Source organism: Flintibacter sp. P01028 (assembly GCF_041925235.1).
Lineage (GTDB): Bacteria > Bacillota > Clostridia > Oscillospirales > Oscillospiraceae > Lawsonibacter > Lawsonibacter aceti.
Window position 1 is genome coordinate 815832 of the sequence record NZ_JBHEVC010000001.1, and the last position, 14103, is coordinate 829934.

Consider the following 14103-nt stretch of genomic DNA (forward strand, 5'->3'; position numbering starts at 1 on the left):
AAATGTCCCACAACAGAGTCATCCGGGTAGCGTCTGCGTTTCCACCTAGGCCCACAAAGCTCCGAAGGGCAAGCTGAAAACCTGTATTCCAAAAGAAAATACTGGAGCAGTACGCCGCTGAACGCTACTTACCCAATCCGAAGTTCTGTGTGGATGATGGATACTCCAGATTCGTTTAACCGCCTGGGCTGAAACCCACTGAACATTGGGGAAAGGTCTCCATATTCGGCGTCCGATACACCGCCATTCATGACAATGTGGATACGGACAGACGCAAGGACTGCACGGCCCATCACATCCGGTCGTGTATATCCTGGATAAGATAGTGCCGGATGAGACACAAAGCATAGCAGAACCCGCATAGACGGAAAAACCTTGTAGATACTTCTGATGTAATATCTGTCGGGGCTCCAGATACCTAAGAAGTTATCCCAACTAAGGGAGTCCCAACAGTCACGCGGCATTTTAATGGAAAAATTTTTCTTAGCGTGAAACAAAACCCTTCTATTTTCGTCTAATAAAGTAGAGGGTATTCCTGCGTAGAGGAGGAAAGAACATTGAAAAGGGCGCTGAAAGGTTTGCTGGCTTCCCTGCTGGTACTGGCCTGCCTGGGGATTGCCGCGGTTGGCGTTTTGCAGGCCACAGGCTGGAACCTGATATGGGGTCAGTATCTCCAAGCTGGTGACGGTTCTCATATTATGATTGACCGGCACGGCGATCCCATCATTTTGGGAGACCGCTCTAGAACCGGGAACCTGTTCCATGGATTAAGGGATGGAGACACGGTACTATTCCTCTGTTCTGACATTCAGGAGAGCTATCCTGCCCGCTCACGGGCCTATTGGTGCTTCCGCCTGGAGCGTGGCACTGCCTCCAATCTCCCAGTGGATACGCTGGGCCAGTTGAAGGAACTGGGCTGGCTGCCAGCTACATTTTAAAAAAAGAGGGCAGGCCCCGGTGGGGCCTGCCCTCTTTTTTTGCCATCACTGAGGCAATACCAGGTCTCCCTCGCGGATCCAGCCGATCTTCCGCAGCATCTCACAGAAGAACCAGGACAGGACGGCAGGGAGAATAAAGCAGATCAGAGCCATACCCAGCCAGTCAAAGGGGGTGATGGCCGCCTTAACTCCGAGAGCCACATCGTTGACCCAGCCCGACCATACGCCGATCTGTCCCACGAAACCGCAGGTCCCCATGCCAGAGGCCACGCCGCCAGCGGGGTCGTTCATCTGGAGGTGAAATACACAGGTGGCGATGGGGCCGGTGATGGCGGAGGCCAGCGTGGGGGGAATCCAGATTCGGGGATTCTTCACGATGTTGGGCATCTGGAGCATAGAGGTACCGATGCCCTGGCTGATCAAACCGCCCCAGCGGTTCTCTTTAAAGGACATGACGGCAAAGCCCACCATCTGGGCACAGCAGCCGGCCACTGCCGCGCCTCCGGCCAGGCCGGTGAGGGTAAAGGCGGCGCAAATAGCGGCGGAAGAGATGGGCAGAGTGAGGGCAATCCCCACCAGTACGGCTACGACAATCCCCATCCAGAAGGGCTGGAGAACAGTAGCGTCCTGGATGAGTTGACCAAAAGCTTTGGCCGCGGCGCCGATGGGCGGGGCGATGAGCAGGGACAGGCCCGCGCCTACGAATACGGTGACGGCGGGGGTGACCAGGATATCCACCTTGGTTTCTTTGGATACCATTTTGCCAATCTCAGCGGCGATGATGGCAATGAACAGAACAGCCAGGGGGCCGCCCGCGCCACCCAGTTTGTTGGCGGACCAGCCCACAGCAGTCAGGGAAAAGAGGACCATCGGATCGGCTTTCAGGGCGTAACCGATGGCCACCGCCATAGCGGGACCGGACATATCAAAGGCAAACTGTCCCACATCCACCAAAAAGGAGAGGGACAACTGCTGGCCCAGGGTCTTGATAATGGTGCCGATGAGCAGGGAGCAGAACAGGCCCTGGGCCATGGCCCCCAGGGCGTCGATACCGTACCGTTTGGCGGATATCTCGATGTTTTTCCGTTTTAGAAACTCTCTCATTCGTAACGCGCCTTTCCCACACAAAATAAAAAAGCTGTACAGGTGTCAAGACACCTGTACAGCCCATTATAGCGCGTGAACTCAGTTTGTCAAGAAAATTCCTCCGGCTGGGGATCCAGGCTTCAGTTCTTTCCCCAGTCCGACCAATCAGTGAGGCACAGGTTCAGATCCACCTTTACCGGGATGCCGGGGACCGTGCCGCTGCTAGAATACTGCCACATATGGTAGTGGTAGCGGAAGCTGGTGGGCACCCAGCCGGTGGTGTAGTGGGCCAGCCAGAAGGGCCAGTCCTGGAGCTGGGCCAGGTCCAGGCCGCCAGCATAGATCTTGGATGGGCTGCCGTAGGTCATGGGGATATAGCCGGCCTCCTCGATGATGTCACAGAAGACTTTGGCGCATTTGGTCACCGTTTCTCCGTCGGTGTCCTTTGTCCGGGAGTCGGAATCACTGACCTCCTCCCAGTCGAAGACCACGGGGTAGGTGATATCATAGCCCTCGATCCACTCCAGAAGCTGGAGGGCCTCCTCCCGTGCCTCCTCCTCCGTGGTAGCCTGGGAGAAGAAGTAAACGCCCACTTCCAGGCCGTTCCTCAGGGCATTTTGGATGTTATAGTCAAAATAGGCGTCCTTGTTGATGCTGCCCACAGTATAACCCCGGTAACCCGCCCGGATCATGGCGAAGTCCACCCCGGCACCGGCCACCTGGGTCCAATCGATCTGCTTCTGGTGAGAGGACACATCCACCCCAATGTAGCTGGGGGCGTCCCCCGTATAGGTCAAAAAGCCGTTCTTGACCACAAATCTGCCGCTGTCATAGTCGTTGCTTGGAATGGGGCCAGGCTCCGTTTCCGGTACATGGATGAAGGACAGGTCGTAATTCATCAGGATGACCGCCCCCTGGGCCCGGGTAGCGGTGCCGGTGGGGTCAAACAGGTTGCCCGGCTTGCCGGAGATGAGACCCACGGACCAGGCCCACTCTACCGCGTCGATGGACCAGCTGGCGATGGATTTCCGGTCCGCGAAGGGGGCGGCCACCTGGGACAGCGGCTCCCCCAAGGTATGCCAAAGGATCACAGCCAGCTGCTCCCGGGTCACCTTGTCGTCGGGACCGAACCGTCCGTCATCATAGCCGGTGACCAGCCCCTCCTGCCAGGCCCAGAGGATGGCGTCGGCATCGGGGTCGTCCAGGTCCACATCGGAGAAGGGACTGGTCAGTGCCTGGTCCTGTTGGTCCAGGTCCTCGTCCTCCTCCGTCCCGCTCTCGAACTCCTCCCGCTCCAGGGACACCTGGGGCCGGTCATAGATCTGATAGAGGGCGGCGGCCACCATGGCACGGGTTAGAGGAGCCTCCGGCAGGAACTCCAGCGCGTCGGTGGCCTCCATCATCCCCTTCTCCCAGCAGTACTCCACCGCGGCGGTGTACCAGGAGTTCTCGGGCACGTCGGAGAGCTTCGTCCCGGCTGCCGAGGCGGGCAGAGGCAGGGTCATGGCCATGGCCAGCAGGCCGGCGGCAAGGGATCTCAGAGTCTTGTGTTTCATAGCGTTCCTTTCTGTCTGTCGTAGAGTGTGGTGAGTGTTGGGTTAGGTGCAGTATACTCAGCTTGTCGAAAGAGCCCTCCCGCAAGGAATTCCGGTGCCCGCAGGCGGCGGAATAAATTTTGAGGCCGTCATTTCCGGCCACATACGCATTGGAAATAACACTTTTTGCGGGGGTTGGGCTGGGAATGATTCGGGGCCCACCCTGCGCGCGGCTTTTCTCAAAAAAGTGACTATACCACTTTTCGACAGTCTCAGTATACTACGGCAGAGCCAGGCTCTGCCAATGGTATCTTTTGGATGGAGCTCACCGCTCCAGCAGGATGCCCTGCCGAGCCAGCGCCTCTCGTACCCGCTCATAGGCCCCCTGGTCCGGGCAGGCCAGGGTATGAAGGTGGATCCCCTCGGTTAGCTGGGAAAGGGGGGCAGCGGCCTGACTCCGGCACCGGGCGATGAACTGCCCCACCTGATACCGGTCGGATAGCTGGAGCGGTCCGGTGAGCTGGCCGTAGATCGGATGGTCCACGATGACGTCCAGCACCGTGCAGCCCTGGTCTACCATGGCGTTCAATTCCGCCTCCATGGCCTGTCCGTCGTGCTTCACAGCGATCTGCCGCACCAGGCCGGAAGGCGCGTTCTGTACCATATAGCCTCTTGGGGTGGCGGTGATTCCCTGGCCCCCGGCCCGCAAGATGGCCACATCCCCTACAATGATCTGACGGCTGACCGAAAACTCTCTGGCCAGAGCAGTGGCGCTGACCGGGCTCCGGGCCCGCTCCAGCCGTCGGGCAATGGCCTGTCTTCTCTCCTGGGCGTCCATAGCCCTCCCTCCCCTGTCTTGTCATATGCAGTAAGTATATCACTGAGAGGAGAGGTACGCAACGGCACAGACACAGATTTTTCCGGGAACTTTCCGGGAAACCTTGACTTTTCCGCTTGGAATCCATACAATGAACAAGATAAGTCTTCCAATCTCATATCACGATATAAAAGGACTGAAACGACATGGCTCAGAACCCCAACAAAAAGCAGGTGGAACAGATCACCGACATGGAGGTAGACTTCGCCCAGTGGTACACTGACGTGTGTAAAAAGGCGGAGCTGATCGACTACTCATCCATCAAGGGCATGTTCATCTACCGCCCCTACGGCTACGCCATCTGGGAGAACATCCAGCGAGAGATGGACCGGCGCTTCAAGGAGACCGGGCACGAAAACGTATATCTTCCCATGCTCATCCCCGAATCCCTGCTCCAGAAGGAGAAGGACCATGTGGAGGGCTTCGCTCCTGAGTGCGCCTGGGTGACCATGGGGGGAAGCGAGAAGCTGGAGGAGCGCTACTGCATCCGTCCCACCTCCGAAACCCTGTTCTGTGAGCACTACAAAAATGTCATCCACTCCCACCGGGACCTGCCCAAGCTGTATAACCAGTGGTGCTCCGTCCTACGCTGGGAGAAGACCAGCCGCCCCTTCCTGCGCCACCGGGAGTTCCTGTGGCAGGAGGGCCACACCATGCACGCCACCCCGGAAGAAGCCCGGGAAGAGACCATGCGGATGCTCAACGTATACGCCGACTTTATGGAGAATGTGCTGGCCATGCCTGTGGTCCGGGGCCGTAAGACGGACAAGGAGAAATTCAACGGCGCCGAGGAGACCTACACTGTGGAGTGCATGATGCACGACCGAAAGGCCCTTCAGGCGGGCACCAGCCATTACTTCGGCGACGGCTTCGCCCGTGCCTTTGACATCACCTTCACCGGCAAGGACAACCAGCTCCACTACCCCCACCAGACCAGTTGGGGCGTGTCCACCCGGATGATCGGCGGCATCATCATGACCCATGGCGACAACAACGGTCTGGTCCTGCCCCCCCGCGTCGCCCCCATCCAGGCCATGGTCATCCCCGTAGCCCAGCATAAGGAGGGTGTGCTGGAGGCGGCCAACGCCCTGCTGGACCGGCTGAAGGCCGCCGGCATCCGGGCAGGCCTGGACGACAGTGACCAGTCCATGGGCTGGAAGGCCGCCCAGTACGAGATGAAGGGCGTGCCCCTGCGGGTGGAAATCGGTCCCAAGGATATGGAGAAGGACCAATGCTGCGTCTGCCGCCGGGACTCTGGGGAGAAGGTCTTTGTCCCCTTGGCTCAGTTGGAGGACCAGGTGAAGGAGCTGCTGGACTCGGTCCACGACGGACTATTTGCCCGGGCCCAGAAGAACCTGGAGGACCACACCAAGGTGTGCCACACCCTGGAGGAGGTCAAGGCCTTTATGGAGTCTGAGGGCGGCTTCGCCAAAACCATGTGGTGCGGCGAGCTGGACTGCGAGCTGAAGATGAAGGAACAGGCCGGGGTCAGCTCCCGGTGTATGCCCCTGAAGCAGGAGAAGGTGGGCGACGTATGCGTCTGCTGCGGCAAGCCCGCCAAGCACTCCATCCTCTGGGGCGTGGCCTATTGATCGCTGGCATACAGAAAAACAGGGCCGCCGTTTTTCAGAACGGCGGCCCTATTTTATGCCTTTTGCCCCATGGGGCGCGGTCTGTCCGGCGGACGGAGCTTCAGTTCAGCACGATGGCCTGGACCGCCTCGATGATGTCCACGGCCCCGGAACGGGCCACCAGGGAGACCGGCTCCCCGTCCACCACCGCCAGACAGTGCTCGCCGTCCCAGCGGTACAGCTCCACCGCCACCTGCGGGAATGCGTCGTTGTCCAGATAGACGGTCAGGGCAATCTCCTGCCGCTGGGAAGGCCGCTCGTCAGTAAAGCTGTCGGCACTCAGGCTCTCCAGCGCCTCCTGGAACGCGGAGATATCCACTTCCTCCCCCTGGTAGAGCCAGGTCCGGTCCTCGCCCTCGCCCTGGGCGGTAAGGGTATGGCTGGCCCCCTCCAGAGTAACTTCGATCTGCCAGATATCCCCAAAGTCGGCGGACAGCACCTCCTGGTGCCGCAAGTCATCGTAGGAAGCGGCCATCAGCTCCTGGTAATCCTCCGACGTAATTTGATAGACAATCTGGGAATCTCCCACTCGCAGATAGGCGGTAATCGTCTCCTCTTCCTCCGTTTCCCCGGTATCTGCCGCCTCCTGGGCGGCCAAGCGCTCCTCCGGGTCCCGGCTGATGTGGAGTATAAGAGTACCGGAGGCCTTTTCCTCTGCCCTGTCCTCGGCTGTATAGTCCACGGTCACCGTCAGCTCCGGCTCATCCAGGCCATAACTGGCCAGTTCCTCCTCAGTGGCATGATAGGTCACATAGTTGTTGGGGGCCAAGTAGCTGATATTATGCAGGTAATCCTCTACCCGCCCAGTGTCCAGCGGGAGCGTCTTTCCATCCCGCTGGGTAAAGTAAATGTCCTCCTCGCACCAGCTTGCGGAGTTGTCCTCCTCATAGGTGACTGTATAGTTCTCCACCCCGTCAAACCGCAGCCGGGTCACCTGATCCAGCTCCGGGATGTCGTCGTGGTCTATCATGTCGCGGAGCCCCGCGTCAAACTGGTCCAGGGGGTCGCTGGCGGCCAGATACACCTTTCCATCCCCAATGGACACATATCGCTGGGAATCCATGGCGCTGAAGTCGCCGAGCAGTATCTCGTAGTTGTTCTCACCTGTACCCAGTGTAATGGTGCATACTGGGTCATCCAGGCCGTACTGACTTGGGTCCTCCACCTCCTCAATGACGAAGGCCGCCGCGAAGGATTGGAACGTCTCCAGCAGCTCGCCTACCTTTTCTCCGTCCACGGGGAACGTCTCATCTCCATCATAGAGCCAGTCCCCATCCCGGTGAAACGACAGGGTCTCCCCCTCATAGGTCCAGGAGAGGGTCTGGACCGCGTCACTGTCGATCTCCAGGACGACCTCTCCGCTGGTTTCAATCCGCTCCTGGCGCTCTTGTACCTGGAGGGCGGCAAATGCCGCAACGCAGCACACCGCCAGGACAGCTAGTAAAATCACGATCCGTTTAGACCGGTACATTTTGCGCACGCCTCCTCTTCAAGACCACCCAGATCCCGATGCCCAGATACAGCAGGGGGAACACGCCGATCATCACCACCTGAAGCAGAGAGGACACAGCGTCGTTGATAGTCAGATAATTGTAATTCAGGGATTTGCTCCGGATGGCCATGGCCTCGCTCTCTCCAATCAGAGAGGACACCGCGTTCATCGCCAGGTCCCCGTTGGCCCCGGAGGAATAGGCGTTGTACATATCATCCAGGAACGCAGAGGAGGAAAACCAGATGATCTGACCTCCATTCCCACAGTCGATGGACACCGCCAGAGCAAAGGGGCCGTCGATATCCCCCTCCTCCTTCTCGTAGGTGTCCAGGTCATAACCGGCGGCCTTGCTGAAGGAGGCGGCCGAGGTGGTGAGCAGGGAAGTCACTCCGCTCCCCTCCCCGTCAGCCGACACCGTCAGTCCCTGGGCGATGGGCATGATGGCCAGGTAATTCTCCTCGATCAGCGAATCGGTAATCCCGTGGCTGTTCATGTCGGGCAGCAGGATATAGGGGACCTGGAAGGCGTAGTGCTCCCGGTCACCCTCCACCACTACGCCCTCATTGGGTGTCACACCGTAGCTGGCAATCAGCCCGTACAGCTCATCCAGAGGGTCTTCCTGGGTGGGGCCCGCCATGACCAGCAGCTTGCCGCCGCCGCTGGTATACTCGTCCAGCATCTCCACCTCCTTCTGGGACAGGTCGCTATCCGGGCCGTAGATCATGACACAGCCGGCATCCTCCGGCACCGCGTCCACGGTGAGCAGGGAGAGAGGATTGACCTGGATGTTTTCTTTCTCCAGCTGTTCCTGGAAGGTGGCGGGCAGCTCCGCCTCCCCGTGTCCCTCCAGTAGATAGAGCTGGGGCAGCTCCTCCGCGGTCACATAGTCGATGGCGGAGGTGATGGCCCCCTCACCGTCAAAGGAGGTATTGTAGGAGTAAGAGTATATGTCCGCCTCCTGGATATAGATATCGTTGTAGCTGATATAGCGGCTCCGATCCCCACACTCCACGATCAGGCTGTTGTTAGTCACCGTCTCGTCGGTGTACTGCTGGGCGAAGGTGGGGAATACGTCCGGGTTCTTTTTCACGACCTGGATATGGTCAGAGAGGCTTTCGTACTTATTGAGCAGGTTTTCGATTACGTCGTCCTCTTTCCCCGACTGGACCACCCAGTAGATCGTTACATCCTCCTCCAGCGCGTTGACCACCACCTTGGTGTTGCTAGTGATGGAGTAGAGCTTGGTGGCGCTCATGTCGTACTTGGTCAGGTTGGAGGGGAGGGCGGAGACAAAGACATTGACTGCCACCAGAATGGCCAGCACCACCGCGGTGACGACAATGGAATAGGCGCCGCCCCGAAAGGCGTTCTGGTTTCCCTTTCTCTGTGGGGCCGATTGGAAAAGTTTTGGCTTGCGCATCAGTTATACCTCCTCTTCTCCAGGGACTGGACCGACAGGAACAGGAAAAATACGATCACAGCAGCATAGTAGACAATGGCTGTCATATCGAAAACTCCGTTGACAAAGACATAGAAGCGTTCGAACAGTGACAGCTGTGTCATGATCTTGGGGAGCAGACCCTCAAAGGAGGCCGCATCCATCTGATAGGCGACCACGGTGACCGCCAGAAGGAGAAAGCTGACGCCGTAAGCCAGCGTCTCATTTTTGGTGAGGTATCTTATGATCCCCCACAGGGCCAGTATCAGTACACAGATGGCCACCATAGACCCGAATGCGGTGGAGGATACATACTCAGACAGGCTCACGCTATAATAGTTGAACAGGATGACCGCAATGCCGATGCCGGCGGCAAAGCCCTGGTTATCCGTAAGAGAGGAGAGGAACATCCCCAGCGCGATCAGCGCGGCACCCAGGACCAAAAAGGCCAGGATAGAGCCGTAGGAGGTGGGCAGGTATACGTCCCCGTATTGGGAGAAGATCAACGGGTACAGGGAGATCAGACACAGGGGGACGGCATAGACCACCAGCAGAGCCAGATACTTGCCCAGGACCACCTGCACCGTGGTAATGGGCAGGGAGTAAAGCAGCTGATCCGTCTTTTGTCTGCGCTCCTCCGCAATGACCCGCATGGTCAGGATAGGCACGATGACCACGAAGATCAGACAGCCATAGCTGAGTACGAACTCAAAATTGCTGACCGCGGCCTGAATGTTGTAGCGCAGAGCGCCCAACCCAATAAAGGCCAACAGAAAAGCGCCGAAGATATAGGCTGTCAGCGAGTGAAAATAGTTCTTCAGCTCATGTTTCCATACTGCTATCATCCCTGCTCCACCTCCCCTTCCGCTCCATTTTCATCATGAGGAGATGCCTCCGTTAGCTCCAGGAACACGTCCTCTAGGCTGGCTTTTTTCAGGCTCATCTCCAGCAGGGGGATTCTCCTGTCGGCAAAGGCAAAAAAGATAGCCCTAGATGCCTCGTGGATGCGCTCCAGCCCGGTGTGGATGCAGGCTGTGACCAAGCCCTGCTCTCCCTCTCTCCAGTCGATGTCCGTAATTCCGGGAACCCCAGACAGGGCGGCCTTGACCTCGTCCTCGGGCGCCTCCGCCGTGATGGTGATCTCGTTTGGCGTCATCAGAGTACGCTCCAGGTGTTCCGGAGTGTCGAAGGCCACCAGCTTTCCGTGGGCGATCATGATGATCTGGTCACAGATGGTCTGGACCTCGGAAAGGATGTGAGAGCTGAAGATCACCGTGTGGGTCCGTCCCAGCTCACGGATCAGGTCGCGGATCTCAATGATTTGGAGCGGATCCAGCCCCACCGTGGGCTCATCCAGGACAATGACCTGCGGGTTTCCCAGCAGCGCCTGGGCAATACCCACCCGCTGCCGGTAGCCCTTGGACAGAGCGGAGATCCGGCGGCCCCTCATCTGCTCTATTCCAGTCTGCTCCATGACCTCCTCTATTTGGTTCTTCAGCTCCAGACCATGCAGCCCTTTGGCCTCCCCCACGAAACGCAGGTACTCCTCCGGGGTTTCGTTCATATACAGAGGCGGCTGCTCCGGCAGATAGCCAATGAGCCGTTTGGCCTGATTCGGCTGCTCAAAAATGTCGTATCCTCCGATTCTCACATGCCCCTCTGTCGCTGACAGGCAGCCGGTCATCATGTTCATCGTAGTAGACTTCCCAGCTCCGTTGGGCCCCAGGAATCCATAGATCTGTCCGCTCTCGATCCTAATGCTTAGATCAGAAACCGCGGTGATATCCCCATATCGTTTGGTGAGATGTTCGATCTCGATCAAGGACGTTTCCTCCTTTTCTTTCAATGGAGCCATTATAAAGACAGAACTTAAAACCAAGTTAAAAAAGGTCCGCCGCCTTTTTTAAGTAGATTTTGAGTTTGACTTTTACAATGGCAGGCAGAAACCCGCCTACACGGCGGGCTGACAGGAGGTATGAAAAATTGAAATCGATCTATCGCACGGCATATGTCTTGTTGTTCACATTTTTGCTCTTGTTTTCCGGAGGGTGTACTGATACAGTAGAGGCAGACCATTCCTCCTCATCCTCCGCGCCTCCCCTCGCTTCCTCCGGCGACACCTGGGAAGGAAGCCTTACCATCCTCGCCAGCTTTCAGCGGGAGGACGGCAGTCCCCTGACCGAGCAGTCCATCCGGCTCTCCGCGGGTGACAAAAGCGCGGAATATCCCCTGGATGAGTGGGGGGAGCTGCGGGTTTCCGGCCTTCCGCGGAAAATGACTCTGGAGGTGACCGTTCTGGATAAGGAGTCGGGTCCTCTGGGTACCATCACCATCTCCTTCTCCGAGGGCACTGTCATTGACGCCTCTACCGATCAGGAGGGGGCGGGGTATGTGGTGGTCAAAGAGGACACGGAAGCGGTTGATCTGCTCTTTGTCCTCTGTGACGATGGCTCCATCCAATGTGATCTGGACCTGGGCCGGGACATCGCCTGACTGGACAGCATGCGCAGGGGGATGGCCGCTCCGCATCGAGGTAATTTAGCCGTGGAGCGTATCACTTTGGGCTTTTCTGCCCAAAAGGAGGGATCTGAATGCGGATCTTGATCGCCGATGATGAGGCAGAGATGACAGACGTTCTGGAGGCTCTCTTGAGTCGGGAGCACTATGCGGTGGATATCGTCCATGACGGGCAGGACGCCTTGGACTATGGGCTGACCGGGAATTACGACTGTCTGGTCCTGGATATCATGATGCCGAAGCTGGATGGGCTCCAGGTCCTCCGGGCACTCCGGGACCGGGGCATCTCAACTCCTGTACTCCTACTTACCGCGAAAAGTCAAGTGGCCGACCGGATCGCCGGATTGGACAGCGGTGCGGACGACTATCTCCCCAAGCCCTTTCACCCCGGCGAGTTTACGGCCAGGGTGCGGGCTCTGACCCGCCGGGGCACGGAGTACACCCCCGACCTGCTCTCCGCTGGGAACATCACCCTGGACCGCACCACCTTCGAGCTGCGCCGCGGTCCCTCCTCCATCCGTCTGGGCAGCAAGGAATTCCAGATGCTTGAGCTTCTGATGTGTCATATCGGTTGCCCCATCTCCACAGAGCGGTTCATGGAGCGGATCTGGGGCTATGACAGCGAGGCGGAGATCAATGTGGTCTGGGCCTATATCTCCTATCTTCGGCGGAAGCTGGAGTCTCTGGGCGCTAATGTCCGCATCGTAGCCCGCCGTGGGCAGGGATACCTGCTGGAGGAAATCTCATGATCCGCTCTCTGCGCCGGAGGTTCCTCCTCATCGCCATGCTCTCTCTGCTGGGGACGCTGGCCGTCCTGTGCACTGCCATCGGCCTTGGCGCCCACTACACCGCCACGAGCCGGGCAGACCGCGCCATCACACTGCTTTATGAGAACGACGGCGTATTCCCTGCCCCGGCGGAGACTCACGACCCGGCAGCGGCCTTCGGGTTCCACATTACCCAGGAGACTCCCTTCGAGACCCGCTATTTCATCGTGGAATTGACCGCCGACCAGGAAGTACGGGGCGTCGATATCGACCATATCGCCGCCGTCGACCGACAGGCCGTAGTAGAGAGCATCAATGAGATCCTCTCCTCTGACCGGCCTCGGGGCTATGCCAACTACTACCGCTATGGCATATTTCATCATGAGGATGGAGGAAGCACTATTGTCGTGCTGGACTGCTTTCTCCAGCTCCAGTTCGCCTATAACGCCCTCCGTATCACTGTCATCGTGGCCATCTCCTGCGCCGTAATCGTCTTTCTGCTGCTGATGCTACTGTCCAAACGAGCGGTGAGACCCTTCGTGGAGAATCTGGAGCGGCAGAAACGGTTTGTCACCGACGCCTCCCATGAGCTGAAAACGCCGTTGGCTATTCTGGCGGCGGACGTGGAGCTGCTGCGTCAGCCGAATACCGAACAAAAGTGGATCGACAGCGCCCAGGCACAGATTACCCGGATGGACAAGCTGATTAAAAACTTGGTGGAATTGGCCCGGACAGAGGAAACCATAGAGGACAGCGCCGTTACCTCCTTTTCTCTCAGCGAGGTGGCTCAGGCCAGCGCAGAAGGCTTTCAGCCGCTGGCTGAGTCGGAGGGCAAACGCCTGGAGGCCCACATCCCACCCGCTGTCGAGCTCCGTGGGGTGCAGGAAAACATGTTTCGTCTGTTTTCCATTCTGCTGGATAACGCGGTCAAATACTGTGATCCAGGGGGAACGATCCGTCTCTCCCTGGGCCAGCGGGGACGGAATATATATCTCTCTGTCTCCAACCCCTGCGCGGGGGCGGATACCGCCCAGTTGCCCCGCTGGTTCGACCGCTTTTACCGGGCGGACTCCTCCCGCGCCCGCGCTACCGGCGGCTATGGGATCGGCCTGTCCACTGCGAGGGCAATCGTGTCCCGGCACCGCGGCCGGATTACCAACCGCTGTGAAAACGGCCAAGTCACTTTCTCTGTCGTAATCCCACAGTTTCCAAAGGTTAGAAAAAGCGCAGTACATAGATGAGCATCTGCTCTCCAAGACATAAGGAACAGGGACTTTGATATGCGTGACATATGTATTTTAGGGCGCAGAAACAGTATCACGCCCTCCGGTGGGGCAAGGGCCACATCGGAGGGCGTGAAGGCCATATTTTACGTTTTCTTTCTCAAGTCAGTTGGCATCCATTTTTATCACTAAACATAACTTATATCCTCTCCATTTCAGCAATACCAAGCTCCTCCATGGTATGTGCATCTTGACCGCATCAAGACGACAAATGCATGGAGTATGCGAAACGCTATGATGCTGCCCCTAGAGATCACGATAGTTCTTCTCTATCAATGGAAGTTATCTTTAGCGTATTGAAGCAGTTCCTCCCGGAAGTCAGGGTGAGCAATAGCGGCCATGGCAGCGGCTCTCTCGCCTAAAGACAGGCCATGCAGATGGGCCACGCCGTACTCAGTAGCCACACACTCAACCATGGTACGGGGGACAGATATGGTGCTGCCCCCCGGAATGGTGGGAACAATGTTGGATCTCAGATTGCCCTCCTTGTCCCTCCTGGAGGAATTGATGCAGATATAGCCCCGGCCGCCCCTGGAGCG

Annotated in this window: 13 protein-coding genes; 5 read left to right on the top strand and 8 right to left on the bottom strand. The window is 58.0% G+C overall.

What is annotated here, in order from left to right:
- Window positions 1-557 precede the first annotated feature (557 nt).
- On the top strand, window positions 558-938 hold the full coding sequence (locus tag ACEVJK_RS04095; protein ID WP_147571115.1) for a hypothetical protein: 381 nt from the start codon (window positions 558-560) through the stop codon (window positions 936-938).
- A gap of 45 nt (window positions 939-983) precedes the next feature.
- Here ACEVJK_RS04095 and ACEVJK_RS04100 read toward each other — a convergent pair whose 3' ends face one another.
- The 3 genes from ACEVJK_RS04100 to ACEVJK_RS04110 form a co-directional block, all read right to left on the bottom strand.
- The gene (locus ACEVJK_RS04100) at window positions 984-2042 is read right to left on the bottom strand and encodes a PTS transporter subunit IIC (RefSeq protein WP_186853167.1); all 1059 of its coding nucleotides are present in this window, start codon (window positions 2040-2042) and stop codon (window positions 984-986) included.
- Window positions 2043-2164: 122 nt separating this feature from the next.
- Window positions 2165-3580 (bottom strand): GH25 family lysozyme, encoded by a 1416-nt coding sequence (locus tag ACEVJK_RS04105; protein WP_240286640.1) that lies wholly within the window; start codon window positions 3578-3580, stop codon window positions 2165-2167.
- A gap of 304 nt (window positions 3581-3884) precedes the next feature.
- Complete coding sequence (locus tag ACEVJK_RS04110; RefSeq protein WP_147571118.1) at window positions 3885-4397, bottom strand: transcription repressor NadR; 513 nt, start codon at window positions 4395-4397, stop codon at window positions 3885-3887.
- Between the two features lie 185 nt (window positions 4398-4582).
- On the opposite strand from ACEVJK_RS04110, the gene proS reads away from it, so the two are divergent.
- Window positions 4583-6028 (top strand): proline--tRNA ligase, encoded by a 1446-nt coding sequence (gene proS, locus ACEVJK_RS04115; RefSeq protein ID WP_186853168.1) that lies wholly within the window; start codon window positions 4583-4585, stop codon window positions 6026-6028.
- Window positions 6029-6128: 100 nt separating this feature from the next.
- On the opposite strand, the gene ACEVJK_RS04120 is transcribed toward proS, so the two are convergent.
- Genes ACEVJK_RS04120 through ACEVJK_RS04135 form a run of 4 tightly spaced genes read right to left on the bottom strand, consistent with a single transcriptional unit; the run spans window position 6129 to window position 10819 of the window.
- Window positions 6129-7538 carry a DUF4340 domain-containing protein gene (locus tag ACEVJK_RS04120; protein ID WP_262669897.1) on the bottom strand — a complete coding sequence of 470 codons (1410 nt, stop codon included), beginning with the start codon at window positions 7536-7538 and terminating at the stop codon, window positions 6129-6131.
- Window positions 7525-8979: a GldG family protein gene (locus tag ACEVJK_RS04125; RefSeq protein ID WP_262669896.1), complete on the bottom strand. Its 1455-nt coding sequence runs from the start codon at window positions 8977-8979 to the stop codon at window positions 7525-7527. The genes ACEVJK_RS04120 and ACEVJK_RS04125 overlap by 14 nt, the downstream gene beginning before the upstream one ends.
- Window positions 8979-9842 carry an ABC transporter permease gene (locus ACEVJK_RS04130; protein ID WP_147571122.1) on the bottom strand — a complete coding sequence of 288 codons (864 nt, stop codon included), beginning with the start codon at window positions 9840-9842 and terminating at the stop codon, window positions 8979-8981. The genes ACEVJK_RS04125 and ACEVJK_RS04130 overlap by 1 nt, the downstream gene beginning before the upstream one ends.
- Window positions 9839-10819: an ABC transporter ATP-binding protein gene (locus ACEVJK_RS04135; RefSeq protein ID WP_262669895.1), complete on the bottom strand. Its 981-nt coding sequence runs from the start codon at window positions 10817-10819 to the stop codon at window positions 9839-9841. The genes ACEVJK_RS04130 and ACEVJK_RS04135 overlap by 4 nt, the downstream gene beginning before the upstream one ends.
- 161 nt (window positions 10820-10980) lie before the next feature.
- Here ACEVJK_RS04135 and ACEVJK_RS04140 point away from each other — a divergent pair, with 161 nt between their 5' ends.
- The 3 genes from ACEVJK_RS04140 (at window position 10981) to ACEVJK_RS04150 (ending at window position 13522) form a co-directional block, all read left to right on the top strand.
- A complete protein-coding gene (locus ACEVJK_RS04140; RefSeq protein WP_262669894.1) occupies window positions 10981-11490 on the top strand; it encodes a hypothetical protein in 510 nt (169 codons plus the stop codon).
- A gap of 98 nt (window positions 11491-11588) precedes the next feature.
- A complete protein-coding gene (locus ACEVJK_RS04145; RefSeq protein WP_186853172.1) occupies window positions 11589-12263 on the top strand; it encodes a response regulator transcription factor in 675 nt (224 codons plus the stop codon).
- Complete coding sequence (locus ACEVJK_RS04150; protein ID WP_374740018.1) at window positions 12260-13522, top strand: sensor histidine kinase; 1263 nt, start codon at window positions 12260-12262, stop codon at window positions 13520-13522. Before ACEVJK_RS04145 ends, ACEVJK_RS04150 begins: the two co-directional genes overlap by 4 nt.
- Window positions 13523-13836: 314 nt before the next feature.
- On the opposite strand, the gene ACEVJK_RS04155 is transcribed toward ACEVJK_RS04150, so the two are convergent.
- On the bottom strand, window positions 13837-14103 hold a 267-nt coding region (locus tag ACEVJK_RS04155; RefSeq protein WP_374740020.1), incomplete at its 5' end, for an acetyl-CoA hydrolase/transferase C-terminal domain-containing protein.

What these genes read in the sequence shown, in the direction of transcription:
- ACEVJK_RS04100 (WP_186853167.1), bottom strand. Translation starts at nt 2,042, where the DNA reads ATGAGAGAGTTTCTAAAACGGAAAAACATCGAGATATCCGCCAAACGG.
- ACEVJK_RS04105 (WP_240286640.1), bottom strand. Translation starts at nt 3,580, where the DNA reads ATGAAACACAAGACTCTGAGATCCCTTGCCGCCGGCCTGCTGGCCATG.
- ACEVJK_RS04110 (WP_147571118.1), bottom strand. Translation starts at nt 4,397, where the DNA reads ATGGACGCCCAGGAGAGAAGACAGGCCATTGCCCGACGGCTGGAGCGG.
- proS (WP_186853168.1), top strand. Translation starts at nt 4,583, where the DNA reads ATGGCTCAGAACCCCAACAAAAAGCAGGTGGAACAGATCACCGACATG.
- ACEVJK_RS04120 (WP_262669897.1), bottom strand. Translation starts at nt 7,538, where the DNA reads ATGTACCGGTCTAAACGGATCGTGATTTTACTAGCTGTCCTGGCGGTG.
- ACEVJK_RS04125 (WP_262669896.1), bottom strand. Translation starts at nt 8,979, where the DNA reads ATGCGCAAGCCAAAACTTTTCCAATCGGCCCCACAGAGAAAGGGAAAC.
- ACEVJK_RS04130 (WP_147571122.1), bottom strand. Translation starts at nt 9,842, where the DNA reads ATGATAGCAGTATGGAAACATGAGCTGAAGAACTATTTTCACTCGCTG.
- ACEVJK_RS04145 (WP_186853172.1), top strand. Translation starts at nt 11,589, where the DNA reads ATGCGGATCTTGATCGCCGATGATGAGGCAGAGATGACAGACGTTCTG.
- ACEVJK_RS04150 (WP_374740018.1), top strand. Translation starts at nt 12,260, where the DNA reads ATGATCCGCTCTCTGCGCCGGAGGTTCCTCCTCATCGCCATGCTCTCT.